18 protein-coding genes and 1 pseudogene are annotated in these 23,595 nt (G+C 60.2%); 11 read left to right on the top strand and 8 right to left on the bottom strand.

Annotation, left to right across the window (positions count from 1 at the left end; translation table 11 throughout):
• The first annotated feature begins 7 nt into the window (after positions 1–7).
• From HCZ30_RS06390 to HCZ30_RS06365, 6 genes are all read left to right on the top strand, one after another.
• Positions 8–1,666, top strand: a complete 1,659-nt coding sequence (locus tag HCZ30_RS06390) for a methyl-accepting chemotaxis protein (RefSeq protein WP_167637448.1) — start codon at positions 8–10, stop codon at positions 1,664–1,666.
• A 21-nt stretch (positions 1,667–1,687) separates the two neighbouring features.
• Positions 1,688–2,191: a chemotaxis protein CheW gene (locus HCZ30_RS06385; protein WP_167637447.1), complete on the top strand. Its 504-nt coding sequence runs from the start codon at positions 1,688–1,690 to the stop codon at positions 2,189–2,191.
• A gap of 7 nt (positions 2,192–2,198) precedes the next feature.
• A complete protein-coding gene (locus HCZ30_RS06380) occupies positions 2,199–3,035 on the top strand; it encodes a CheR family methyltransferase (RefSeq protein ID WP_167637446.1) in 837 nt (278 codons plus the stop codon).
• Complete coding sequence (locus HCZ30_RS06375) at positions 3,035–4,147, top strand: protein-glutamate methylesterase/protein-glutamine glutaminase (RefSeq protein ID WP_167637445.1); 1,113 nt, start codon at positions 3,035–3,037, stop codon at positions 4,145–4,147. Before HCZ30_RS06380 ends, HCZ30_RS06375 begins: the two co-directional genes overlap by 1 nt.
• A gap of 5 nt (positions 4,148–4,152) precedes the next feature.
• The gene (locus tag HCZ30_RS06370) at positions 4,153–5,880 is read left to right on the top strand and encodes a hypothetical protein (RefSeq protein WP_167637444.1); all 1,728 of its coding nucleotides are present in this window, start codon (positions 4,153–4,155) and stop codon (positions 5,878–5,880) included.
• A gap of 214 nt (positions 5,881–6,094) precedes the next feature.
• Entirely contained in the window at positions 6,095–8,635 is a 2,541-nt protein-coding gene (locus HCZ30_RS06365) for an ATP-binding response regulator (protein WP_167637443.1), read from the top strand.
• Here the strand turns inward: HCZ30_RS06365 and HCZ30_RS06360 are convergent.
• Positions 8,632–8,958 (bottom strand): hypothetical protein, encoded by a 327-nt coding sequence (locus HCZ30_RS06360; protein ID WP_167637442.1) that lies wholly within the window; start codon positions 8,956–8,958, stop codon positions 8,632–8,634. The genes HCZ30_RS06365 and HCZ30_RS06360 overlap by 4 nt on opposite strands.
• Positions 8,955–9,509, bottom strand: a complete 555-nt coding sequence (locus tag HCZ30_RS06355) for a sigma-70 family RNA polymerase sigma factor (protein ID WP_167637441.1) — start codon at positions 9,507–9,509, stop codon at positions 8,955–8,957. The genes HCZ30_RS06360 and HCZ30_RS06355 overlap by 4 nt, the downstream gene beginning before the upstream one ends.
• Positions 9,510–9,712: 203 nt before the next feature.
• Between HCZ30_RS06355 and HCZ30_RS06350 the strand changes: the two genes are divergently transcribed.
• Positions 9,713–10,042 (top strand): hypothetical protein, encoded by a 330-nt coding sequence (locus HCZ30_RS06350; protein WP_167637440.1) that lies wholly within the window; start codon positions 9,713–9,715, stop codon positions 10,040–10,042.
• Here HCZ30_RS06350 and HCZ30_RS06345 read toward each other — a convergent pair.
• From HCZ30_RS06345 to HCZ30_RS06325, 5 genes are all read right to left on the bottom strand, one after another.
• Complete coding sequence (locus HCZ30_RS06345) at positions 10,035–10,253, bottom strand: hypothetical protein (RefSeq protein WP_167637439.1); 219 nt, start codon at positions 10,251–10,253, stop codon at positions 10,035–10,037. The genes HCZ30_RS06350 and HCZ30_RS06345 overlap by 8 nt on opposite strands.
• A gap of 114 nt (positions 10,254–10,367) precedes the next feature.
• Positions 10,368–11,804, bottom strand: coding sequence for a M10 family metallopeptidase C-terminal domain-containing protein (locus tag HCZ30_RS06340; protein WP_167637438.1), 1,437 nt, complete (start codon positions 11,802–11,804; stop codon positions 10,368–10,370).
• Between the two features lie 387 nt (positions 11,805–12,191).
• Positions 12,192–13,037: an asparaginase domain-containing protein gene (locus tag HCZ30_RS06335; protein WP_167637437.1), complete on the bottom strand. Its 846-nt coding sequence runs from the start codon at positions 13,035–13,037 to the stop codon at positions 12,192–12,194.
• A gap of 63 nt (positions 13,038–13,100) precedes the next feature.
• Positions 13,101–15,398 carry a methyl-accepting chemotaxis protein gene (locus HCZ30_RS06330; RefSeq protein ID WP_167637436.1) on the bottom strand — a complete coding sequence of 766 codons (2,298 nt, stop codon included), beginning with the start codon at positions 15,396–15,398 and terminating at the stop codon, positions 13,101–13,103.
• Between the two features lie 147 nt (positions 15,399–15,545).
• Entirely contained in the window at positions 15,546–17,939 is a 2,394-nt protein-coding gene (locus HCZ30_RS06325) for a glycogen/starch/alpha-glucan phosphorylase (RefSeq protein WP_167637435.1), read from the bottom strand.
• A gap of 295 nt (positions 17,940–18,234) precedes the next feature.
• On the opposite strand from HCZ30_RS06325, the gene HCZ30_RS06320 reads away from it, so the two are divergent.
• The gene (locus HCZ30_RS06320; protein WP_167637434.1) at positions 18,235–19,662 is read left to right on the top strand and encodes a mannose-1-phosphate guanylyltransferase/mannose-6-phosphate isomerase; all 1,428 of its coding nucleotides are present in this window, start codon (positions 18,235–18,237) and stop codon (positions 19,660–19,662) included.
• A gap of 35 nt (positions 19,663–19,697) precedes the next feature.
• Here the strand turns inward: HCZ30_RS06320 and HCZ30_RS06315 are convergent.
• Positions 19,698–21,096: pseudogene (locus HCZ30_RS06315) on the bottom strand (alpha-amylase family glycosyl hydrolase).
• A gap of 112 nt (positions 21,097–21,208) precedes the next feature.
• Here HCZ30_RS06315 and HCZ30_RS06310 point away from each other — a divergent pair.
• The 3 genes from HCZ30_RS06310 (at position 21,209) to HCZ30_RS06305 (ending at position 23,542) form a co-directional block, all read left to right on the top strand.
• Entirely contained in the window at positions 21,209–22,231 is a 1,023-nt protein-coding gene (locus HCZ30_RS06310; protein ID WP_167637433.1) for a LacI family DNA-binding transcriptional regulator, read from the top strand.
• 163 nt (positions 22,232–22,394) lie between these two features.
• Entirely contained in the window at positions 22,395–22,781 is a 387-nt protein-coding gene (locus HCZ30_RS16730) for an extracellular solute-binding protein (protein ID WP_281352619.1), read from the top strand.
• Complete coding sequence (locus HCZ30_RS06305) at positions 22,751–23,542, top strand: extracellular solute-binding protein (RefSeq protein WP_281352618.1); 792 nt, start codon at positions 22,751–22,753, stop codon at positions 23,540–23,542. The genes HCZ30_RS16730 and HCZ30_RS06305 overlap by 31 nt, the downstream gene beginning before the upstream one ends.
• Positions 23,543–23,595: the final 53 nt, after the last annotated feature.

Here is a 23,595-nt window from a genome sequence, read left to right as displayed (position 1 = left end):
ACAAGCCATGCGCCTTACAATCAAAGCCAAACTCGCGGCGACATTTGCCTTTGTGTTCGCCCTATTCGCCTTCTCCTCGTGGATGGCGATCAACAACCTCACCAAGACCAACGAAAGTTTCTCGGGTGTCGTCGATGTCGAGCTTCCCGAACTTCTCATGGTCGAAGAACTGCACGCGGCGCAGCTTCTCGAAGCGTATACTGTTTCGCGCATTCTGATCGGCCTGCCGGGCGCGCCTGCGAACCACATCCCGAACCTTCAGGACGAGATGTTGAAGCACGAGGCCGAAGGTGATGCCATCATCGAGCAAATGCGCAACAGCCACATCGAGGGCGTTCTGCCGCTTGTCGAGGAAGTTGCGGAGCTTCGCGCCGAAGCCGGAAACGTCGCGCGCCGCGTGATCAGCTTTGAACTTTCGGGTCAGGGCGATATGGCGAACACGCTGTATCATGACGCTCTCGCTACGACGAACATGGCAGTCGAAGACAAGCTCTACGAACTGCACGAAACCATCCACGGCAAAATCGAAGCCGATGTTGCCGCCAACCACGCCATGTTCGAAACCAACCGCATGAACCTTATCATTCTGGTTGCTGCCGCGCTTGCGGTCGGTATCATCTCCTCGACGATCATCGTTATGGGCCTGTCGCGCCGCCTTGCAATGAGCGCCAAGGCTGCCAACAAGATCGCCAACGGCGACCTGCGCAGCACGCTCGACGTGAAGGGTTCGGACGAAATCGCACAGCTTCAGAACGCGATGAACGAAATGGTCACCAACCTGCGTAACATCGTAAACGAAGTTTCGGTTTCGGTGCGCAACGTGTCAAACGGTGCGAACCAGATGGCCGCGACCTCGGAGCAGCTTTCGCAGGGTGCAACCGAGCAGGCTTCGTCGACCGAAGAAGCTTCGGCTGCTGTCGAAGAGATGGCTGCGAACATCAAGCAGTCGTCGGAGAACGCGCAGACCACCGAAAAGATGGCGACCAAGTCGGCAGAAGACGCCCGCGCTTCGGGCAAGGCCGTATCGGACGCCGTCAACGCGATGCAGACCATCGCAGAGCGTATCATGATCGTTCAGGAAATCGCGCGACAGACCGACCTTCTCGCCCTGAACGCCGCTGTGGAAGCAGCCCGTGCAGGTGAACATGGTCGCGGCTTCGCGGTTGTGGCTGCCGAAGTGCGCAAGCTTGCAGAGCGCAGCCAGACCGCCGCTGCGGAAATCTCGTCGCTGTCGGCTTCGACCGTCACGACCGCAGCCAGCGCAGGCGACATGTTGCAGGCACTGGTTCCCGATATCGAACGCACCTCGCAGCTCGTCACCGAGATCACCGTTGCGTCGCGCGAACTGGCCACCGGCTCCTCGCAGATCAGCATGTCAATCAACCAGCTCGACCGCGTCACGCAGGAAAACACCTCTGCGTCGGAACAGCTGTCGTCCAGCGCGACCGAACTGGCCGACCTGTCGGCAGAACTGTCGGAGACCGTGAGCTTCTTCAAGGTCGATGGCGCCTCGAACGTCGCCGCTCCGCGTCGCAGCCAGCCGCGCAATGCCGCTCCGGCGAACAAGGGTCACTCCCCCGCGCAGCGCCACGACGATAGCGCAGGTTTCGACTTCGATCTGGAAGGTGGCGACGACAACCTCGACCAAGCCTTCGCACGCGGCTAACGCCTGACTGGAGGACACCGAATGTCTATCGCATCCGGAGTAGTGACCTTCACCGTCGACCGTGGACTCTTCGGGGTCCCGGTCGAACGGGTGCAGGAAATTCTCGACATCCGTCCGATTTCGCCGATGCCCAGCGCACCGGCCTACCTGATGGGCGTTATCGACCTTCGCGGCGATAACATTCCGGTGGTGGATCTGCGCACGCTTCTGAAGCTGCCCGCTCTGGAAGACACGCCGCAGACCCGCATCCTCGTGACGCTGATCGACCACGGCGGGCGCAAGCTCGTCATCGGTCTGCGCACCGACAAGGTGATCGAGGTTTGCCAAGTCGACGACGGAGAACTGCGTCCCATGTCCGAAGCCGAACTGCTGCAATGGCACGGTGCTTCGATCGAAGGCATCGGCCGTCGCAATGGCGAAGTCGTCAGCGTTCTCGACCTCGATAACCTGTTTGCCCAAGCCGGGCGTACCCTGCTGAAAATGGACGCAGACGTGTCTGCTTCCGACAGCTCATCTGCGGCGTGAACCATAAATGGCCGAAGCTATCCAGTCACTGACCAACCAGAGATTCCGCGAATTGCTCAAGTCACTTAGCGGAATTTCACTGCCTGAGGGCAAGGTCGCCATGATCGAGCAGCGCCTGCGCCGCCGTGTGGTGCTTGCACGTCTGCCCAATACGGAGACCTACCTACAGGAACTCATGCAGGGCAAGCTCGGTCAGGAAGAGATCAAGGTCGTTCTGGACCTTCTGACCACGAATACCACCAGCTTTTTCCGCGAGGCCGAGCACTTCGATTTCCTCACGGATGTCGCGCTGAAGGAATTCCTCGACCGCACGGCGAATGATCGCCGCAAGTTCAAGGTCTGGAGCGCCGCGAGCTCCGAAGGGGCGGAGGCGTTCACCGCCGCGATGGTGCTGAACGAGGCCGCGATCCGGCGCAAGTTCGAGTGGGCGATCCTCGGTACCGACATTTCGCGCCGCATGGTCCAGCGCGCCAATCAGGCGATCTACGAGGCCGAACAGATCAAGCTGATCCCGCGCAACCTGTCGTCCAAGTATTTCATGCGCGGCACCGCGCCTGAAGTCGCCACGAAGGTTCGCGTCGTGCCCGAACTCCGCCGCCGCGTGAAGTTCCGCCACATGAACCTGATGGACCCGACCTACCCGCTGGATCGGGATATCAACGTGATCTTCCTGCGCAACGTGCTGATCTATTTCGATGCGGACGACAAATCCGCAGTGGTACGCCGTATGCAAGACCACCTCGCGCCCGGCGGCTATCTGATCACCGGCCACGCAGAGAGCATGGTCGTGCGATCCGAAGGACTGGAACACGTCCAACCGACTATCTTCAAGAAGGCTCTGTAATGTCTCTCGGTAACGATAAAATCAAAGTTCTCATCGTCGACGACTCCTCGTCGTCCCGTGTCATGCTCAAGCGCCTTTTGGAGACCGATCCGGGGATCGAGGTGCTGGCCGCAGCGCAGGATGCCTATACCGCCGCGCGCACGATGAAGGATGCGTTGCCGGACGTTATTCTACTCGATCTCGAAATGCCGGGAATGGATGGGCTGACCTTCCTGCGCAAGATCATGGTCCAGCGCCCGCTGCCGATCATCATCTGCTCGTCGCTGACCGATCAGGGCTCCGCCCGTACTGTCGAGGCGCTGGAAGCGGGAGCGATCGACGTGATCCTGAAGCCTGCCCCCAAAAACGATCAGGAACGTGCCGAAGCGGCCGAGACGATCTGCAATGCGGTCTACGGCGCGGCCCAGTCGCGTGGTCGCGGCCGTGCCGTGCGCCGCCGTACAGGCCCGGCTGCGCCGGTTCCGCCGTCGCCCAAGCTGACGGCTGACGAAATCCTGCCGCCGCCGAATTTCAAGAAAGCCCACCCGCGCACCGAGCCGATCGTCTGCATCGGCGCGTCCACCGGCGGCACCGAGGCGCTGCGCGAAGTGCTCTGCGCCCTGCCCCCCGATGCGCCCGGTATCGTGATCGTCCAGCATATGCCGAAGGGCTTCACCAGCGCTTTTGCGCGTCGCCTCGACAGTCTTTCCCAGATCCGCGTGTTCGAGGCCGCAGACGGGATGCCCGTCCAGCAGGGTCATGCGATTATCGCGGCGGGTGACCGTCACCTCGCGCTCCAGCGCATCGGTCAGAACTATCGCTGCAAGGTCATCGAAGGCTCTGCCGTCAGCCGCCACAAGCCGTCCGCAGATGTGCTGTTCCGTTCCGGCGCGGCAGAGGCCGGTGCCAATACGCTCGGCGTCATCATGACGGGCATGGGCGACGACGGTGCGACCTGCCTTGGCGAAATCAAACAGATCGGCGGCCGGACTATCGCGCAGGATGAAGCGTCCTGCGTGGTCTACGGCATGCCCCGTGCGGCAGTGGAGCGTGGTCACGCCCAGCAAGTCATGCCGCTTAACCGCATCGCGACGGCCATCATGGCCTTTGCGCGAATGCACCGCGGAGGATAATCGTCATGAACCAGGTTCTGCGCCAATCCAACACGAATACACCGGCAGAAAATTTCCGGATCGGCATCGCCGCGCTGCGCGGTGAGACCGAGCGCATTTTCGACGCCGCTGGTACGGGTCTCGAAGCGTCTCTGGACCAATTGCAGAACCTGTCCGAAGAATTCCGCACGCTGGAAAAGACGCTCGGCGATAGCGAGGCGCTGGGCCAGTCGATCGACACCGTCAACACCGAACTGAGCAACCTGCGCAGCGACATCGACGGCTTTGGCGTGGCGTCCGACGGTCTGCGCGATGCGATCCGCGCGATCCTCACCGAGGTGCGCGAACTTGACCGCGTTGTGCGCACCATGGCGAATATCTCGATCAACGCGCGCATTCAGGGCAACGGCCTCGTCCCGCCCCGCCCGCAGGTGACGGCGTTCATCGAACGGCTCGGCACCATGTCGAGCGAGGCCGAAGAGATCCTTGGCGAGATCAATGACGCCATGTCCTCGGCCATCTTCGACGTGTCCAAGATGGAATACGAACAGAAGGACATGTTGCTCGACCTGCGCCGCAACGTGATCCCTGCGATCACCGGATATGCCACGATCTCGCAGCGGATGCGGAACAGTCAGGACGCGCTGATGAGCGCCTCGCTGGAGCTGTCCACGCAGATGGGCCAGATTTCGTCCGAAGTGTCGCGCATCATCATCGCGATGCAGATCGGCGACTCCACCCGCCAGCGTTTCGAGCGTGTCGAACAGACCCTGAGCTACTGCACGGGTGCCAAGCCCGACTTCAGCGCAACGCTCGTCGACGTGTCGATTGCCCTTACCGAAGGTGCCCGCGAAGACGCGATTGCCGAAGTCGACGTGGCGATCCAGTCGCTCGAAGGTGTGGGCGACAGCGCGCATCAGGCGCTTCAGGCCGCTGCCGTTTCGGCCTTCGGCCAGCGCTCGGTCTGGGAAATCGACCATGACGAGAACGACCTGAACACAAGCCTCGACGCGAGCCGCAAGCACTTTGCGGTGATGGCGGACCAAGCGCAGAAGATCAACAAACGCCTCGACGTGATCCTCAAGCACGAGTCCACTCTGCGTAAAATCGCCCATGAGGTCCGCCTTGCGGGGATCAACGCGGTCATCATCTGCGCCAAACTGGGCGAAGATGGCCGTGCCTTGCGCGAACTGGCGCAGTGGCTGCGTGATCTGACCGACGAAAGCGACGCGATCATCCACCGTCTTCAGGACATTCTGGAGAAATCCCGCGTCCGCATCCACGCAGTCACCGAGGACCACATCAAGGGTCTGGAGTCGAGCCTCGGCACGTTCCTCACCGATGCGACTGACCTGCGTACGCATATGAACCAGATCGGCGAAGTGGTGCTGACCACCTCTGATGCGTTCTCGATCACGGCGAAGAAACTGCCGGAGCGGATCGAGGACACCATCGCCAACCTGTCGAGCTTCCGCACTGCGCTGAACGATCTGGACGCGGTGGAACAGCCCGTTCACATCTACCGCGCGATGCTGCCGGCGACCCCCGAGGTTCCCGCCGAAGGATCGCCCGATGGCGCGGTTCTGGCGAACCTGCGGTCGCGCTACACGATGGAAGCGGAACGTGTCCTCCACGACAACGTGCTGGGTGCCGAGCGCCCTGCACACGTGGAAGACGACGACGGCCTGTTTGACGATTTCGGCGACGCCCCCAAGGCGAGCGGCGGTGACGACCTCGACGACATCATGTTCTGACGCGAGCGACCCTCGCGGATTGCAAAATCTTGCAACCGAAGAAGATTCTTCAACGTATCCCGATACAATAGGATACGATCGGCAATCATTGGCGGTGCGTGACTTCATGCACTCGTCCGTTGGTCGTACTGTGATTTGACAGGCAACGCTGCCGCGTGCCGATATGGATGTGTTGGAGGACCGGTGACGTGGCAGGCCGGAACGTGCAGGAAACATGAACCGACTTTCTGATCCCAGTGTGAAGCCAGAGTTTTTCTCGTCTACCGAACCGCTCAAGGACGGTTTTGCCGTCTCGCGCCTGTATAAACTGCGGCGCAACGTGGCGAAGGCTCCGTTCAGGTTCCTGATCTTCCTCGTGCCCGTCGTGGTGATGTGGACGCTGCTGATGTCGGTCGGCGCGGCGATGCACGGCTCGAACCTGTTCGCGATCCAGTTCAGCCCGCACATCGCGCATTACACCATCATCATCGGCATGATTATCTACCCCGCGCGCCTGTTCTGGGTGCCCGTAGTGGTGTTCACCTTCGTCTTCCTGATGCCGATTTTCCTTCCCATTAGCGGGATGGATCACTGGCGGGAGCTGCTCATTACCGCGCCTTGGGTTGTGGTGTTCTTCCTGATTATCAACATCGTCAGCGCGGTGATTACGGGGCTTGTCGCGATGCGGACGCTCCAGCGGGCCAAGACGCTCCTGTCCGCCTATGCCGCTGATATGACGATGGTTCTGGTCACGCAGGCGGGCTTCCTTGCCTTGAACCTCGCGATGATCGCGACGTTCTACACCTATATGGCCAACCTGTCGCCGGACCTTCAGGCGCTGATGGGGTTTGACGACAGCTTCCTGTCGCTCGCCATCAAACGCACCCTGCGCGGCTGCACCGTGCTGCTGGTGTTCTTCCTCGCCGTTCTGCAAAAGGCCGAACTGAAGGACGCGCAGTATGTCGCGCCGACGCTCGCGATCTATTTCTGCCTCGCGATCCTGCACCTCGAAGGCTACGGCGGCTTCCAACCGATGGATGCGATCCTCGTTGCTATCGCGCTGTGCTTTGTCCTGCCCCCCCGTATCGCGCCGCTTGCGCAGGCGACGGGTTTTGCGCTCTATTCGGGAATGACGGGTAACTTACTCAAGGACATCATCCCGACCGACGCCCGCGACAACCTGATGGATTACTACGCCATCATCCTGCTGGCCTTCGTGGGCTATATCCTCAGCTATCGCGGATTTGTCGAACACCGCGAACAGACCAGCAAAGCCAGTATCCGCCGCCTCGATGCCGCGCGCGATTTTGCCGGTGTGGGCATCTTCGTGGTCAACCAGAACCAAGCGATCATCCAGCTCGACCGGACGGGTCAGCGGATGTTCTCGCTCGAACATCCGTTCGTTCCGATTTTCGATCTGTTCGAGCGGTTCGAGCCCGACGCACAGGCGAAACTGGCGACCTTGGGCATCGTGGAACCCGGACAGACGGCGGAACTGGTACTGCACGTCCGTGGCCGCAGCGAAAAAATCCGTATCCTGCGCATTCTCGTCTGGGCCGAGCGGTCCGAGAGCGGTGCGAAGCTGGCCTATGGACTCGTCATGGACGTCACCGTTCAGGCCGCCCAGCGCGAAGATCTGGAAAAGGCGCTCGCCGTGCTGGAAGAAAAGGACGAGCGGCAGCGGCGCATGTTCTCGATCATCTCGCACGAGATCCGCACCCCTGCGTCCGTCATGTCGATGCTGATCGAAGACCTTGGCGAAGAAACCGTGGCGAAGCTGCAACCGAAGCTGAAAGAGGCATCGCACCAACTGCTCGGCGTGCTGTCGGACATGCGTCAGGCGGTGAACCCCGAACAGAACCTCGCGGTCGTCAAGAAGCCCTACAAGCCGTCCGAACTGGCCGACACGGTGCGCAACACCTATCAGGACCAAGCGTCGAAATACAAAATGACCATCGGCGTGACGCTGGGCCGGAACGCCCACATGAGCCGCGTCGGGGACAGTGCGCGCCTCAAGCAGCTGATCGGCAACCTCGTGCGCAACGCGATCATCCACTCGCGCGGGCGCAAAATCGACATCGGCTTCGATTGCGTGCGCGACGAGGACGACAATCCGTGGAGCGTCTGGACAGTCAAGGACGACGGCATCGGCATCGCGCCCGAGCAGGTCGAACGCCTCTTCGAACCCTTCGAACGTGGCAGCAGCGACCCGCGCAATCAGGCGGACGGCAGCGGGCTTGGCCTCTACATCGCAAAGACGGCGGTGGAGCTGCTTGGCGGCACAATCGAGTACGTCAAACAGCCGCGCGGCGCGTGCTATATGATCAGCGTGCCCGAAGACGTGTCGAACGATCCCGATGAAGTCGCAGCGGTCCGCAAGACCGCCGACCCTGCCCGCCTTGCGCAGATGGACGTGCTGCTGGTCGAAGACAACGCGCTGGTCGCTGATGTCACCAAAGCGCGGCTGGAGAAAATCTTCCGTTCCGTCACGCTGGCCCGCACGGGTGTGGAAGCGATGTACGCCCTATCGAGCGCCACACCCGATCTGCTTGTGACGGACCTCTTCATGCCCGAAATGGAAGGCGATGTGCTGATCAAGACGCTGATCGAACGGGGCCACACCTTCCCGATGATCGGCCTCACGGCTGCGGCGGTCGGCAACGATATGGAACGCTTCCACGAGGCTGGCGCATCTCTGGTTCTGTCGAAGCCGATGGACATGGATATGCTGCTCGCGCACCTCGCGGACCAGCTGGAAAAGGCGGACAACGCCTAGTGCGGGATCAGGAGCACCTTGAGTAGCGTTGCCGCCAGAATGACCAGTACGATACCGGGGACGAAGAACGGGTGGAGCAGCACCCTTTCCCACCGTTTGAACGTCGGCTTGCCGAATATCGCCTCGTCGATGCGGTCTTTGACGTGCGGCACGGGTGCGGGCGGCAGGGCCTGCGACCACTCCGCGAAACTGGCGCGCCAGTAATCCACCCACGCGCGGGCCTCGGCATCGGTGCGCATACGGACTTCGAACGCGTGCTCTTCGTCAGAAGGCAGCACGCCCAGCACGTATTCGCCTGCCAGCGCTTCGAGGTCTTCGCTCATAATTGGCGCTCCTCAAGGCAGAGGCGCAAGCGATGCAACGACCGGCGCAGCCACGACCGAACGGTATTCAGCGGGGCGTCCATCGCGACGGCCAGTTCCTGATAGGTGAAGCCTTCGAGGTACGCCTTCCCGACAGCCCAGCGCTGCTTGCCTTCAAGCTCGTCAAGGCAGATCGCCAGCACGCGCTTGTCGTCGGTGATCATCATCTCGTCTTCGGAAGACTTGTCGTTCCCGCCGTTCCATTCGTTGATCTGGGTCGTCATCACGCGGCGCTGCGAGCGGCGGACGTTGTCGATGGCGGCATTGCGGGCGATGGTGACCAGCCACGTCGTCGCGGCAGAGCGGTTGCGGTCGAACTGACCGGCGGACCGCCAGACCTTGACGAACACGTCCTGCAAAATATCCTCGGCCAGCGCACGGTCGCGCACAACGCGGAGCACGACACCGAAAGCAAGCCCTGCGTGGAGTTCGTAAAACCGGTCAAACGCATCACGCGATCCGCGCGCGATGTCGACCAGTAGCACATTACTGTCATCGTCCGAAGCAGCCACATCGCCCCCGATTACTGCCGCAGAAAACATACGGCCAAGTCGCTATTCGGCCCGATCGCCCGCTCCTGCGGACTGTTTCTGCACATGAGAAAACTAGCACAGGTTGCGCGTTTTACTAGCCGTGTTCTGCTGCGGGCGCGAAAAGCGCAACTCTTTCGGAGCGGACACGTAATTCCTAGCGAACCCTCTTTTATTGGACCCCGATGCCCGACACCGATGATATCTCGCCGGATGCACAGCGCAGCCTCGATGCGATGGAGTTCCTGATCGGGCTGGCCGAAGCCGACGAGGGCGCGAAGGCGCGTGCGGACTTCGGTGAGGATACGCTCTACTGGTTCGAAATCCTCGAACAGGCTTACGGGCCGACGCTGTCGCCTGCCGAAAAACTGCAAGTGCTGAGCGCCGTGCAGGACGAACTCGGCTATCCCACGAAGGAGCGCCGGTTTAAAATCGAAAAATGGCAGTGGTACGGGCTGGGCCTGCTGGCGCTTCTGACCGCGAAGGTCATCGTGCTGAACTGGATTTTCAGTTAGCCGTCGCCATCGCACGGAAACCGTTTCTGACGGCAAGCAGCGCAACACCCGCGCCGACTACGGTGGCGAGCAATGTTGCCAGCAGCATCATGCCCACGCCAGCCACGCCGCTAGTCATCGCGTAGATACACAGCACGGTAAGCGGAATGTGGGTGCCGAGAAAACACATCAGCATGACCTTGCGCTGAAGCAGCTTTTGCTCATCCGACATGAAACATCCTCAAAAGTGGAACGACTTACAGTCATAGTACACCAGAAGATTTACGCTGACGCCAGTACAGCAAAGAAAAAACGCAGCAATCGGCAAGATCGCTGCGTTTTTGTCTTAGAAGAGCCAGCCCGAGTGGTCTTCGAGGTCGTCGAGCTGCGTATTTTTCAGCACGATCTTGAAGTCGTCGAACAGAAGGATCGTGTTCTTGCCGCTCTCGTAGGCTTGCGACTGGATGTCACCTGCGCTTTCGCCGTTCGAAGCGGCTGCGATGATGACGTCGCCTTCACCGGCGTCGAAGTCCTTGATCTTGATGCGGCCCTCGGCGCCGATGAAGATGAAGCGGTCAGCGCCGCCGTTGCCCACCAGCAGGTCGGTCGCGTCGCCAAACAGTTGGTCGGAACCGGCACCGCCGTAGAGCTTGTCCTTGCCTTCGCCGCCGTTCAGCACGTCGTTGCCGTCCTGACCGCGCAGTTTGTCGTTACCTGCACCGCCGGCGATGACGTCGTCACCGTCGAGGCCCTTGACCACATCGCGGCCAGCACCTGCGTTGATCTCGTTGTCGGCGTCATTGCCGGTGATCTTGTCGTTGCCCGCACCAGAATCGATGTTTTCGATAGTCACACCGAATGCGTTGCCGATGTTGACGGTACCTTCACGGACGCCGTCGAACGCGATGGTCGAATATTTGCCCGCACGCATGTCGATGATGTTGTCGGCCGTGAAGCCGGTAAAGTCGAAAGTGTCCTCGCCGCCGGCATCCCAGATGGCGGTGACTTGGGCGTCGTTCTGCTCGAATTTGTAGGTCGTGTCGCCTGCATTATAGGTTTCGTTCGCACCGTAGAGGTACTGCATCGCCTGGATGTCGTAGACCATCGGGGTGTTCGAAACGGTGTAACGGAATTCGCCGTCGACGATGGCCCAGCTCGACGCATAGTCGCTCTTGGCCATGATAGAGTAGGTACGGTACGTCGGGAAATCGGCAGAGCCGCCCTCACCTGCGTGACCGAGGCCCATCGCGTGACCGATTTCGTGCATCAGCGTACGGAACTGCCAGGTTTCACCCTGCTCCCAGCTGTCAGCGGTCATGTAGTCTTCCATCAGCCATATGTCGCCACCGGCCGAAGTGGAGGACGGGTAGAAGCCGTAGGCTGCGTAACCGTTGTAGCTTTCGTTGGTGCCGAAGAAGCGCATCGTGCCAGCGTCGCCGTTCACTTCCTGAACTTCGACGAATTCGACGTTGGCGACCTTTTCCCACTCGGTCAGAGCGGCGCGGATCGCGGCTTTCTGCGCGTCGGAGAACTGGACGGTCGGCTCGTTGGCGATCTGGCCGGCAAAGCCGCTACCGTATGCGCCTTCGTTCAACGTGGCGCTGTTGCCGGTGTAGAAGCTGAAGCTGATTTGCGTCGGGCCGCTACCGTTGTTCGGAGCCCACACTTTCGGCGAACCTTCGAAGAAGGTGTCGATGGAGGCGGCGCCCGATTGGGTCACATACTTGGTTGCTTGCGAACCATTCAGGGCGTTTACGGCGAGATTTTGATTTACACTGGTCATGGCAGAACTCACTACATCTGCCAATTGAATATGCTCTTAACAGGACACCAAATAGCCACCCCCCTTCCCTTGCACCGTCAGAGATACAACGGGGGTATTTTTAGCATCCTGTTGGCACGAACATTTTACGAACGGCATATTTTAAAGCTACTTTTTGCGCTGATTGAGATACTTTCGGCTACTCTTGCTATAAGCGAACGTATATTTTACATTCAAGTTCCATTAGAATTTGAATTACTTTCCCGCAAGGAGCGCCTCACTACATCTGGTACCGAATTTGCCGCGCCGCGCGCGCTCGGAAGTTTGGATATACGAACGGATATTCCAAAGTCACTTTGATATAATGAGAGCGGCGAATGGGGACTAAATCAGCGTTTGCAGGACCGATTATTTTCGCAACCAAAGCGAAACCAGAGCGGCTTCAGCAGTCTGATTCCCGCCATTTTCGACGCCCGCCGACCACAATCCTGCCCCCGCTGCGTAGGTTCCGGGCTCCAAACCACCCGACTCGCACTGCGAAACACACCTGATAGGTGTGCCCGAGTCGGTCGCAGCGCGCAGCGAAACGATCAGATCGGGGTCATTCATCATGGTGCCAGAACCGAACACCCGCAGTACAGCACCGTCCAAACCGCCAAGCGCAGCGGTCAGCGCGGTGACGGGAAGCGCGGGCGACAGCGTCAGGATCGCGAGATTACGCGGACCGAAGCGGCGTAGGGTAGGTGCGGACAGCGATTGAGGGACGGAGCGAAAGGCATCGACCTGATGGCTATTGTGTTTGACGAGGCCAGCGGCGGGCATGATCTGGTCGGCAAAGGCGAGGAAAACGCCCTCTTCCGGCTCCATCACCGCCTGAAGCGCGAGGTCGAGGTTGCCTTCTGCGTCGCCGTCCATATCGAGCGGCAGCATGGACCCGCACATCACAACGCGGCGGCCCAGACCATAGAGCGCCTGCGACAGCGCGGCGCCCGTAAAGGCCATCGTGTCGGTGCCGTGGGTGAGGATCACGGGCGCATCAGGCTCCGCGTCGATCAGATCGAGGATGCGGTTCCAGTCAGAGGGGCCGACATCAGCGCTATCGACCAGCGGATCGAAAACGTGTTCGACCAGTTCGACACCTTCGGGCAGGCGCGCTTTGATCGCGTCCTCGACCAGACCGGGCTTGGGCGCGAGGCCATTGGGCGTTTCCGCCATGCCGATTGTGCCGCCCGTGTGGATCAGAACCAGTTTCATCATAAGCCCCCGCTTAGGTTTCCGCTGATGTAGCCGATGGCAGATAGCGTGAAAACAGTGGACTTAGAAGAAGCCGAAGCTGCGCTCGTCGCGGTCCACGGAACGAACGGGTTGCGTGCTATTGGCGGGCTCCTTGTTTTCCATGTCCTCGGCCAGCTCGTCCGGAGCGGTGTTGTCCTCGAACGCGGCCTCGACCATCTGGTCGTCGGTCATTTTCGGACCGAAGTTGTCGAAATCCTCGAAATCGGAGTCTTCCTGATAGGTTTCCAGCGCCACTTCGGAAACGTCCTGCTCTTCGACCTCGGCGATCGTGGTGGCGCTTTCGGTCAGCTGGAAGCGGGACAGTTCGGCGACCACGTTATTGTTCATCGTGGTGAGCTTTTCTGCCGTCTCGGACATCATCTCGGCCTGATTGGTGCTTTCGCGGGCGATCTTGGCGACTGAGATAATCGCCGTGTTCATATGTTCGACGCTGCGCTGCTGTTCTTCGGACGTGGCGACGATGCTGCCGACCAGATCGGTGACATGCGCGACGTTGCCCACGATGTCCTCGAACGCTTTGGAGGTTTCGCCCGACACTTCGACGCCGACCTTTACCTGACGAACCGACTTGTCGATCAGCTCGCCCGTTTCGCGGGCGGCCCTGGCGGAGCGGGCCGCGAGGTTGCGGACCTCTTGCGCCACGACCGAGAAACCGCGACCGTGAACACCTGCGCGGGCCGCCTCGACAGCGGCGTTGAGCGCGAGAAGGTTGGTCTGGAAGGCGATCTCGTCGATGACCTTGATGGTCTTGGCGATCTCCTGCGAGCTTTTGCTGATGTCGTCCATCGCGCCGACCATTTCGGCAACTTTGGCCTTACCCTCATGCGCAACGTTGGAGGTGGTCTGCACAAGATCCCCTGCCCGCTTGGCGTTTTCGACGCCGGCACGCGCTTGCGATGCGGTCTCTTCGGCGGAGGAACTGAGTTCCTCGACAGCCGACGACTGGACCGATGCGTTGTCCGCAATGCTCTGCGCAGAGATAGAGATGTCGTCGGCGGCGCGGGCGACGTTCATGGTTTCTGCGCGGACGGCAATCAGGGTGCCGTCGAACATATCGACGATCTCTTTCACGGCGCGGGTACTTTCACCGACCTCGTCCCTGCGACGGGCACGGATCACGACAGAAAGCTTCTTGTCCTCGGACACCTGCGTCAGCGTGTCCTTCAGGCGGATCATCGGGCGCACGACGGAGCGGGCAAAGACGAGACCAGACAGACCCGCGATCGCGCCAACGGCAATGGTAACGAGGGCAATGATGCGCAAAAGGTGGTTCGCATCGGCCATCACTTCGTCTTCCAGCGCTTCGACCACGATACCGTATGTGCCTGCGGGAAGCTGGACCGACGCGAAGGCAGATATCATATCGAGCCCGTTTTCGGTCGTGCGCGGCTCTACCCCCGCATTGATCGCAGCGAGCGCTTTGACCGACACTTCGGAGTCCGCAATCGTATCGACAAGGAAGTCGATGTCGATCGTTTCGCTTTCACTGAAGCCAAGCATACCGTCACGGGTCGGTGCGATCAGGATCGAGTCCGTGTCGTAGGTCATCGACATCTCGCGTGTCATCACCGCAGTAAACGACGACAGCGGGATTTGCACAACGAGCGCACCGAGAGACTCGTCACTGCGGTTATAGATCGGCACACCGGCAAACCAGACCTGCTCGTCCCCGTATTCATAGGGCAGGATGAAGCTGGTCTCGATGCCGCGGGCGCGGTTCTTTTTGCCGTTGCGGATGGCTGTTGCGGCGACGAGCGCGAACTTGGTCGTGCTTATTTCGTTGTCGTCATAAACGTTGCGACCGAATTCTTCGTCCTTGTTCCACGAGTAGATGACCTCGCCGTCATTATCGACGAAGTACATGTCGGCGAACTTGTAATATTCGACGAGGCGCGTGATCGACTCCTGCCAATGGGCGTGACGCACCGAATAGCGGGTCGGATCGTAGCTGTTGATGAGCATCTTGTAACGCTCGTTCTTTTTGTTCGGGTTCTGCGTGATGTAGAACGCACGAAGCATGTCACCCGGTCCGTCGTCGCTGACGTTCGAGCTGCTGTAGGCCTCGGTCAGGTCTTCGGCAAAGGTCGCCATGCCGCGGTCGTACGACATCAGCTCTAGCTGGCTGAGGATGGTATCGGCGTAGGTCTGGATGTCATCGGCACGCTCGGCAGCAGCGGACTTCAGCCCCTCGTAAGCCTGATCGCGCACATTTTTCTGAACAACGCCGTACGACAGTAGACCGACCAGAAGGCAGCTGATTGTCGTGAGGAAAATGATCACGCCAGGCAGCTTGATCGAGAGTTTTGTGTTTTTCAGCATATTAATGCGCCAGACCAACCAGTTAACTTGCTCGGTTGGTGTAACGGCAGGCGCGAAAACATTGTTACACCACTATAGGTGCGCACGCATGGGGTCGCCCCTAACAGAGGTATAGGCCGGTCCCTTTCGAGAACCGGCCCTACACTATCACAGTAGCGATTTGGCGTCCCAGACGTCGGCCATGTAGCCGCGGATGGTGCGGTCGGACGAGAAGAAGCCTGAAGACGCGATGTTGAGGATCGCCATTTCAGCCCAGCGCGAACGGTCGCGGTAGGCTGCATCCACATCGGCCTGCGCCGCGAGGTAGTCCTCGAAATCGGAGGCAACGAGGAACGGGTCGTGGTTCCAGATGTTGTCGACGATATCGTAGTAACGGCCCGGCTCGGCGCGGTTGAACGTGCCTTCCGCGATGATCTGGAGCACGTCGCGCAGCGCTTGGCTCTTGCCGATGGCGTTGCGGGCGTGGTCGGGCGTGCGGGCGCATTCGCCTGCCTCCTGCGCGGTCATGCCAAAGAGGAAGAAGTTCTCTGCCCCGACATGTTCGCGGATTTCCACGTTTGCACCATCGAGCGTACCGATGGTCAGCGCGCCGTTCATGGTGAACTTCATGTTGCCGGTGCCGGAGGCTTCTTTGCCCGAGGTCGAAATCTGCTCCGACAGGTCAGCGGCAGGGATCAGCTTTTCCGCCATCGAGACGTTGTAGTTCGGCGGGTAAACGACCTTGAGGAAGTCCTTAGTCACCGGATCGTTGTTGATGACCTCGGCCACGTCGTTGATCAGGCGGATGATCTGCTTAGCCATGAAGTAACCGGGCGCGGCCTTACCGCCGAAGAACTTCACGCGCGGGGTCCAGCCTGCGGTCGGGTTCTTGCGGATCTCGTTCCAGCGGTAGATCGTCTCGAACAGGTTGAGGTGCTGGCGCTTGTATTCGTGGATACGCTTCACTTGCACGTCGAACATGGCGGCCGGGTCGATCTCGATCCCCATGTGGCCTTTGACCCACTCCGCCAGACGTTCCTTGTTTTCCTGCTTCGACGCCATGACGCGCTTTTGCAGACCGGTGTTGCCCGCGAGCGGGGCAAGGTCGGCGAGTTTGTCGAGGTCGGCTTCCCAACCGCTGCCGACAACATCGGTGATAACGTTCGACAGGCTCGGGTTCGTGTACTTCAGCCAGCGGCGCGGGGTGACGCCGTTGGTTTCGTTCACGATGCGGTTCGGGTGCAGCTTGTTGAGATCGGCAAAGACCGTCTCGCGCATCAGATCGGTGTGGAGTGCAGACACGCCGTTGACGCGGTGCGCCATGATGAACGCGAGCTCGCCCATGCGAACCTCGTCGTTCATGACGATGCCCACGGTATCGGGGCGGCCCGACTCTTTCTTATGCTCGGCGTCGATACGCTCGATGATCTGCATGTGACGCGGCAGAACACGGCCCAGAAGCCACGTCGACCAACGCTCCAGCGCCTCGGGCAGCAGGGTGTGGTTGGTGTAGCTCAGGCAGCGGGTCGCGATATCCTTCGCGGTCTCCCACGCCATATCGTGTTCGTCGACGAGCAGACGGATGAGTTCCGGCCCTGCCAGCGCGGGGTGCGTGTCGTTCATCTGGATCGCGACCTTTTCGGGCAACAATGCCAGATCGTCGAACTCGCTGAGGAAGCGGCGGATGATGTCTTGCAGCGCAGCCGAGGTGAGGAAGAATTCCTGCTTCAGACGCAACTCCTTACCGTTCTCGGTGGTGTCCTCGGGATAGAGAACGCGGCTGAGCGTGCGGGCCAGCGCCTCGGGCGCGGCGGCGGCGGTGTAGTCGCCCGAGTTGAAACGGTCGAGGTCCAGCAGCTTCGTCGGAAGAGCGCCCCAAAGGCGCAGCGTATTCGCCCACTCGGCATTCCAGCCGATGATCGGCATATCGTAGGCGCGGGCCAGTACGGCCTCGCTCGCGTGCCAGACCGACTTGCCATTTTCGACCGAGACATAGCCCTTGAACGGAATAGTGTACTGGCTTTCGGGACGCACGAATTCCCACGGGTTCGGGTGCATCAGCCAGTCTTCGGGCATTTCAACCTGACGGCCACCTTCGAAGCGCTGCGCGAACAGGCCGAAGTCATAGCGGATGCCGTAGCCATAGGCAGGGCAGCCCAGCGTCGACATGGATTCAAGGAAACACGCGGCCAGACGGCCAAGGCCACCGTTACCGAGCGCCGCGTCGGGCTCGTTCTCGATGACGTCGTTCAGTTTGACGTTGTAATCGGCAAGGATCGCGTCCAGCGCGTCCCCCACGCCGAGGTTCGTGACCGCATCCTCGATCAGGCGACCGATCAGGAATTCCATCGACAGGTAATAAACGCGCTTGCCGTGCTTTTCGTAGATCTGACGGGTCGCGTTGAACCACGGATCGACGATCATATCGCGGAGCGACAGGCTCACGGCCATCCGCCAGTCGTAGATGCTGGCGTGAGAGATATCCTTGCCCTGCGCATAGGTCAGATGGTCGAGGATTTTCTGCCGAAGCTGTTCGGGCACGACGGCCGTTTGCATGTTCATTTTGTCACCTGTCCTAATTGGCCGCAAAAGAACGCGAACCACCCAAAAGAATAGCGGGGTTTTGGCGCTAACATTTCTTTCAGGCAATATGCACAGAGTCCCTGAAATACTGTTAATCGCAAGGTGCGTCCCATGCGCTACGCTTTTGAGAACCCGTAAGTAAGAGAGTGTTAACGCAACGCTGTTATTTACGGTTGGGCCTCGCCATTTGCCGCAACCTCAGGTTCACCTGCCTTGAAACAGTCACACCCAACGTCTATCCCTTTGTGGAAATTAGCTTAGTTCGGTCAAAACAATGATTACTCCTGTCATTCTCTGCGGTGGTTCGGGAACGCGCCTGTGGCCGCTGTCCCGCAAATCCTACCCGAAACAGTTCGTCCCGTTGGTCGGTGAAACCACACTGTTTCAGGGGTCTGCGCGACGGATGACGGGCGAAGGCTTTGATAAGCCTGTTGTCATCACCAACTCGGATTTCCGTTTCATCGTGACCGAACAGCTGACCGAGGTCGGGATTGACCCCGGCGCGATCCTGATCGAGCCCGAGGGCCGCAACACCGCCCCTGCCGTTCTGGCCGCTGCGCTTCATCTGCATGCGAAAGACCCTGAAGCGATCATGCTCGTGGCGCCGTCCGATCACGTTGTGCCGGACGCGGCGGCGTTTCAGGCGGCTGTGCGTGTCGGCCTTGAGGCGGTCGAGGCTGGTCAGCTGGTGACCTTCGGCATCAAACCGACGCGCGCTGAAACCGGCTATGGCTACCTTGAACTGTCGGGCCAGCCCGATGGCCGCCCTGTCGCGCTGAAGCGTTTCGTGGAAAAACCCGACGCCGCGCGCGCCGAGGAAATGGTCGCCGCGGGTTCCTTCATGTGGAATGCGGGCATCTTCCTGTTCAAAGCCAAGGACATCATTGCCGCGTTCGAAAAATACGCCGCGAACCTGATGACGCCGGTCCAGAACGCGCTGGATGCAGGCACCGTTGACCTCGGTTTCTGCCGCCTCGGTCCGGATGCCTGGGCGGGTGCAGAAGACATCTCGATCGACTATGCGGTCATGGAAAAAGCGGACAACCTGTCGGTCGTTCCGTTCGATGGCGGGTGGTCGGACCTTGGCGGCTGGGACGCCGTCTGGCGCGAGAACGACAAGGATGAAAACGGCGTTCTGCTCTCGGGCGAAGCGACCTCGATCGACTGCGAAAACTCGCTGCTGCGATCAGACAGTGACCGCATGGAGATCGTCGGCATCGGCCTGAAAAACGTCATGGCCGTCGCGATGAACGACGCCGTGCTGATCGCAGACATGGACCGCGCGCAGGACGTCAAAAAAGCTGTCGATGCGCTGAAAAAGAAGGGCGCTGCCCAAGCGACCCACTTCCCCAAGGATCACCGTCCCTGGGGCTGGTTCGAAAGCCTTGTGATCGCGAACCGCTTCCAAGTGAAGCGCATCCACGTCCACCCCGGCGCGGCGCTGTCGCTGCAATCGCACCACCACCGTGCCGAGCACTGGATTGTCGTTGAGGGCACCGCCGAAGTGACGATCGACGACAAGGTGCAATTGGTGACCGAAAACCAATCGGTCTTCATCCCGCTGGGTGCTGTCCACCGCATGAAAAACCCCGGCAAAGTGCCGATGGTGCTGATCGAGGTGCAAACCGGATCGTACCTCGGCGAGGATGACATCATTCGCTACGAGGACGTCTATTCCCGCGGCCAAGGCGCCAAGGGTTAAGCAGAAAGGCCGGCGCTCATCGCCGGCCTTTTCCTTTAGATCCGTCCGATGAAGAACCCATTCGGGCCGAGCTTCAATGTGCTCCCCACCTGCTCGGTATCTTGGGACACGAGTGCGGTGCACTCGGACGCAGCGAACTGTTGCGGCGCGTCGGACAGGTTGAACGCGCAGTAAATCTCGCCGCCACGGTTGAACGCGAGCAGCGGCTCGGGCAGCTCGGCGAACAGGGTGTCGCCGGTTAACATCGCCCGCTCACCGCTCCGCAGCTTCAACATCTGCTGATAGAGCGCGCGCACGCTGTTGTCGGTGCGCTGGCTGTCCATGCTGCGGGTCAGTTGAGGCTCCTTCACGGGCAGCCAAGGCGTGCCGCTGGTGAACCCGCCGCTGGGCGCCTTGCCGTCCCAAACCATCGGCGTGCGGCATCCAGCGCGAGACCTGACGCACGACATCGTGGTTCGAAAACGCCCAACACGGCCAGCCATCGGGCGCGGTCGCAAAGAACTCCTCGATCTGTTTGCGGAAGTGTTCGGCAGTGAAATCGAACTTCAGCATCTCGAACGAATACGCCATGTGGAGGCGGTTTTCGCTCGTATATTCGCCCATCATCTGCGTCGCATGATGGGACTCGCCGACCTCGCCCACAAGCGTGCGGTCATCGTATTCGTCCAGAACGGCGCGCATCTTTTGCAGAAACACGAGGTTCTCGGGCTGGTTCTTCGAAAACAGGTGGTACTGCATATCGTAGGGCTTCCACGCGTCCCGCGCCTCGGGGCGGAAATCGGCGGCATCGTCGCGCAGCATCCGGTCGTGGAAGTAGAAATTCACCGTATCGAGGCGGAAACCATCGACGCCGCGATCGAGCCAGAACCGAAGAACGTCCAGCACGTAGTCCTGCACCTCGGGATTATGGAAGTTCAGATCCGGCTGCTCTTTCAGGAAGTTATGGAAGTAGTACTGCTTGCGCCGCGGCTCCCACTCCCACGCGATCCCGCCGAAAATGGCCTGCCAGTTGTTCGGCGCGGAGCCGTCGGGGCGCGGATCGGCCCAGACGTACCAATCGGCCTTGGGGTTGTCGCGGCTCGACTTGGATTCGATGAAAAACGGGTGTTGGTTCGACGAGTGCGAGATGACCTGATCAATCAGCACCTTGAGGCCGAGCGAATGCGCCTTTGCCACCATCGCATCGAAATCCGCGAGCGTCCCGAAGGTCGGGTCGATGTCGCGATAGTCCGCCACGTCATAACCCATATCGGCCATCGGAGACGTGAAAATCGGGCTGATCCAGATCGCGTCCACGCCGAGGTCGGCAATCGTTTCGAGGCGGGAGGTAATCCCCGGAATGTCACCGATCCCGTCACCGTTGCTGTCCATGAACGAACGCGGATAGATCTGGTAGATGGTGGCGCCGCGCCACCATTCGGCTTTCTGTTCCATTTTGACCTCCCTAGGCTTCCGAAACGTTTCGGAATGGCTTCGAGAGTTGCCGAAAACGTTTCGGGCTGGCAAGTTGTTTTTCCGAAAGACCGATGGAGAACGGACCAACCCCATGACAACGCTCAGAGATATCAGCCGTCATCTGGGGCTGTCCGTTACGCAGGTTAGCCGCGCGCTGAACAACCACGAAGACGTCAGCGAAGAGACCCGCAAGCGCGTCCATGAAGCTGCTAAAGAACTGAATTATCAACCGAATATGATAGCGCGACGTCTGGTTACCGGGCGCTCCGGCATCGTCGGCTTCGTGCAACCCCGCATGCCCGGCCCCGAAGAATCGGTGTTTTTCATGCACTTTCTCGCAGGGCTTTCGGCGGGCTTTTCGCAGCACGGGCGGCAATTCGTGCTTCATATGGCGGACACCGAGGACGACACGCTGGACGTATACGCCCGCCTTGTCGGCACGCGCTCCATCGACGGATTTGTCATCACTGAACCTGTCATGGATGACCCGCGCATCGCCTATCTGCGCAAAAACGATGTGCCGTTCGTGCTGCACGGACAGACGATGGACCAGCCTGATTTCCCGTTTTTCGACATCGACAACGTGGCGGTCGGCTACGATCTGACCAAGCACCTGATCGATCACGGGCACCGCGACATCGCCTTTATTAACGGCATCGAAGGATCGTCATACGTGCATCGGCGAGAAGTCGGATATCGCCGTGCGCTCGATGAAGCGGGCCTGCCCTATCGGAAAGCGTTCGACAGGCGCGGCCCGATGTCGGAGAACACAGGCCTGCTGGAAACCGTGCGTATGTTCCAGTCCGAGGGGCCGAAGCCAACCGCGATCGTTGCAGTTAACATGCGGATTGCAAAGGGCATTTTTACGGCACTAGAGGCTGTGGGCCTGAGTGTTCCGAATGACATTTCGCTGGTCGCGCACGACGATCTGCTGCCCGATGTGATGCCGCACAAGCTGCCTGTAGCGGTGTCCGGCACGACCTCTCCGATTGCCGAAAGCTGGGGGCCGCTGGCGGATCATCTGAGTCGATTCCTCGATGGCGCACCACTCAAAGATGTGCAGAAAATCGCTCCGCACACCTTCATCAAGCGCGGTTCTGTACGGTCGACCTGACCATATCCCTTTGAATTTATTGTGTTCTAGAAACGCCTCACCAGAATGATTGACAGATCGGTTTTCTCGTCGCCAACCCATCCGAAACGTTTCGGCTGATTTCGGTCAGATGGCGCGTTTAGCGGGAAATGGAGGTCCCGCTGTCAATCTCTGGGAGGAAATAATGACACGTTCACTCAAGTCCGTGGCGCTCCGCGGTACTGCCGCTGCTATCGTCGCCGTCGCAGGCGCATCGTCGTCGACCACCGACCAGTTCGGTCAGTACCGTCTGTGGCTGGCCGCAGGTAACGGCGATATCGACATGTACCAGACCGACGTGATCTGGGCGCCGCAGCTGGCCGACCACTTGGTAGACCTGACCGAAGCCGCTGGCAGCCTCGTTGACGAGCACTTCCCGTCGATCATTGAATCGCAGACCGTGGACGGCAAGCTCGTCGCGCTGCCGATCTTCACCGACGCTCCGGCGCTGTATTACCGCAAGGACCTGCTTGAAAAGCACTGCGCTTCGGTGCCGTCGACTTGGGAAGAGCTACCGAAACCGCGCAGATGATCCAGGACGCAGAGCGCGCCGAGGGCAATGCTGACGTTTGGGGCTTCGTCTGGCAGGGTAACTCCTACGAGGGTCTGACCTGTGACGCGCTGGAGTGGATCAAATCCTCGGGCGGCGGCCAGATCGTCGAAGCCGACGGCACCATTTCGGTGAACGACGAAAACGCAGCCGCTGCGCTGGAACTGGCTGCAAGCTGGCCGGGTTCGATCTCGCCCGAAGGCGTTCTGTCCTATCAGGAAGAAGAAGCCCGCGGCGTCTGGCAGACAGGCAACGCCGTGTTTATGCGCAACTGGCCGTATGCCTACGCGCTGGGTAACGGTTCGGACTCCGCCGTTGCAGGCATGTTCGACGTCGCTCCGCTCCCGTCCGGTCAGGGCCACGGCGAATCCGCTGCGACCTTGGGTGGCTGGAACGTCGTCGTGTCGAAGTACTCGGAAAGCCAAGACGCCGCGATCAGCCTCGCCGTGTACCTCGCCGGTGCCGAAGCACAAAAGACCCGCGCACTGAACGAGTCGAACCTGCCGACGATCATCAGCCTCTATGACGACGCTGACATCGCAGAGCAGCAGCCGATCATCCCGCGCTGGAAAGACGTGTTCCTTCAGGCCGTGCCGCGTCCGTCGGCTCCGACCCGTCAGGACTACAACGAAGTGTCGACCCTGTTCTTCACCTCGGTCCACAGCGTTCTTTCGGGTGAAGCCAGCGCAGAAGACGCGCTCGCAGACCTCGAGATGGACCTCGAAGACCTGCTCGACAAGTAGTCCTCAGCCTTCTGTTTTCCCATCCCAACAGAAGTAGAGACGGGGCGCAGTTC

Source organism: Marivivens donghaensis (assembly GCF_011806565.1).
GTDB classification, from domain to species: domain Bacteria; phylum Pseudomonadota; class Alphaproteobacteria; order Rhodobacterales; family Rhodobacteraceae; genus Marivivens; species Marivivens donghaensis_A.
The sequence above is the reverse complement of the archived record's forward strand: the minus strand, read 5'-3'. Positions and strand labels throughout refer to the sequence as shown.